The sequence below is a fragment of the Sulfuricurvum sp. genome (assembly GCF_049305995.1).
Lineage (GTDB): Bacteria > Campylobacterota > Campylobacteria > Campylobacterales > Sulfurimonadaceae > Sulfuricurvum.
This window is the reverse complement of record NZ_JBAQPS010000240.1, coordinates 1-2599: the sequence shown is the minus strand read 5'-3', so window position 1 is coordinate 2599 and position 2599 is coordinate 1. Positions and strand designations below refer to the sequence as shown.

4 protein-coding genes are annotated in these 2599 nt (G+C 41.8%); 1 reads left to right on the top strand and 3 read right to left on the bottom strand.

Annotated features, from left to right (window positions below; genetic code table 11):
• On the top strand, positions 1–450 hold a 450-nt coding region (locus tag WA010_RS08370; protein WP_422556673.1), incomplete at its 5' end, for an ABC transporter permease.
• A gap of 41 nt (positions 451–491) precedes the next feature.
• Here the strand turns inward: WA010_RS08370 and WA010_RS08365 are convergent.
• The 3 genes from WA010_RS08365 to WA010_RS08355 form a co-directional block, all read right to left on the bottom strand.
• The gene (locus WA010_RS08365) at positions 492–1754 is read right to left on the bottom strand and encodes an ATP-dependent DNA helicase (protein WP_422556672.1); all 1263 of its coding nucleotides are present in this window, start codon (positions 1752–1754) and stop codon (positions 492–494) included.
• A 26-nt stretch (positions 1755–1780) separates the two neighbouring features.
• A complete protein-coding gene (locus tag WA010_RS08360; RefSeq protein ID WP_422556671.1) occupies positions 1781–2335 on the bottom strand; it encodes a hypothetical protein in 555 nt (184 codons plus the stop codon).
• A gap of 4 nt (positions 2336–2339) precedes the next feature.
• The coding region (locus WA010_RS08355) for a hypothetical protein (RefSeq protein ID WP_422556670.1) at positions 2340–2599 on the bottom strand (260 nt) is incomplete at its 5' end.

Genomic DNA, 2599 nt, shown 5'->3' with positions numbered 1-2599 from the left:
GTCTTTTTATCGATGATGGCGTTTGGGGTGATCCATATGGTTCCCCATGAGATGATCCCCATCGGAGGGATGATTATCGGAAATGCCCTCAACGTCTACACCCAAAGCACTGAGCGGTTCCGCGCGGAAGTGAAAAATACGATTGAGACGATCGAGGGGATGGTGGCACTGGGTGCGCCGCTTAAAGAGGCACTTAGCTTTGCCTCAAAAGCCTCTGTAAAAGCCTCGATGATCCCAACCCTCAATATGCTCCAGACGGTGGGGATAATCCATATCCCCGGCATCACGACAGGGATGCTCCTCGCGGGTGCCGATCCGCTGAGTGCGATCTCCTATCAGCTCGCCGTGATGTATATGATGGTGGCGGTTGCATTACTCGCGGCAGTGTTCAGTACGATGTTCTCTTATCAAGTCATCATCGGAGCAGCGTTTTCTAAGATAAAACAATAATCCTGTCATCCTCGGACTTGATCCGGGGATCCATCCCCCTATTAGAAAGCTCGATTCCCACCTTCGCGGGAATGACGCGAAAATGCTTTCGCCTTCGGGTGGACAAAACAGAGTTTTTCCCATCCACGATTCGGACGGATCAGTGTCACACGATGAGCAGACACCGAACGCGATAGTGCGACATAAAACTGTGAAGGGGCGAAAATTTCGTTGGTTTCGATGACGTAATCCGCCAAACTCATCCCCTGTGATTTATGGATCGTAATAGCAAAAGCTAATGTGATTGGAAACTGACTGAGGGTGATGAGTTTCTCTTCGGTAGCGGAAGAGCCTTTTTCAATCCATCTCGTTTTGGTCGTATCGACACGCTCTACTTTCACACTTACACCATCGGCTTTTTTGACCCAAATTACATCAGGTTCGATGGAAGTAATCATCCCCCGTTCCCCGTTATAATAGTTCCACGCATTGCGGGTAAAGAGGATCGGTGCTCCGACTTTGAGCGCCAATATCGGCTCGATTCGGCTCTCAATCATAAACCGCTCGATATCACGCTCTTGCATCTTTTTATCATGGACCCTTACATAACTCTCTACCTCGATGATCTCGCCGTTTAGGTGTTCCAGCTGAGAGCGGTTATGATTCTGTGCGCTGATGTTTTTACCAAAAAGCAGTGTCATCGTAGACATATCCTCACTCAACGGTTTAACCAGTGCTTCAAGAGCATGATGCGCTTCCTCATCGAGACGGGCATGACGTACTTTTTCGAGTAGGCTCAAAAACTCCGCCTCGTGGGTGCGGTATGAGCCCTCCAAATGGAGCGTTTCAAATCCCAACCGTTCCCATGAGGGGGATTCGAAGGCGAAATAGATTGGTTCATTCCCGCGCGTCACGGGAGGAAGCTGTAAAAAATCCCCTACCACGATGACTTGTCCGCTAAATTCGGCTTGAAGAAGTCGAAGGCGTATCATATCGAGCAGTGGCGCACCCACCATCGAAATCTCATCGATGACGATAATCTGCATCGTCCTGATCAGTTTAATGATTTTTTTGGAGGGGTCTAGTTTGCCATTGCGTTCTAATTCTTCCTGAGAATTCGCGATCCCAAGATCGAAAAAACTGTGGAGTGTCTGCCCCCCGATCAGTGTTGCCGCCATTCCCGTCGAGGCGAGACGGGCAACTGATTGTCCCTTTTGCACGGCATCATCTATGAGCGCGCGGGTGAGGGTCGTTTTCCCCGATCCCGCACCTCCTGTGATAAAGAGGTTGGAGGTTTCTAAAATGTTGAGGGCATAATTTATCACTTAAATTTTTGTTCCATATTATCAAGCTATATAAAGCTTTCTATATAGTATTCAGCTTTACTACAGCATTGCATATTAAATACGTCTAATCCATCAATATTACGTGAAATATACCTACCTGAGGTATTTTGAGATACTCTACCATCTTTAGAGAAAACAATATATTTAAAAATAAGGTCACTTGTATCAATATGATGAAATTGTTTTAAAATGGATTTTAAATAATCAATAAAACAGCTCGTACTTTTAAATTGGGCAATATGCCCTCTTCCACCATCTTTTAATTCACATATAAAAACATATCTTTTATTAGCTATAGTTGTAAAAACAATACCGTCATTTCCTTTATCTAAGCCTTTTTTATTTTCAAAATAAGGACTTATTTTTGTTGTCCCTTTCATATCTAATTTAAAACCAAAGGTTGCATCTGCTGATTCAAAACCTACAAGATTAACCTCTTTGCATTTAGCATTTGGGCTATTTTCCTTAAGAATAAAACAATTTTTACTGTTATGCGGAGATAAATATACACCACTTAGATGTGCTTTATTATAAATAATATCTTTCAATACAGCATACATTATTTTATTCTTCTATATTAAAGTATATATCATCCATTGCACTAGATAATGTATTTATAGTGTCATCAAAACTTTTAATTTCCATACCCATATCATCAGTTGGTACTTTTTTAACATCACCATAATCATTGATATATGCTGACATCCTCTTAAAATTTAGAATATCATGTTCTTTATAATCATATTCTTGCATGATTTTTTCTTTATTCTTTATTTTATGATTTAAACGAATTAAATTATTTAATTCCTTAATCAAATAATCAC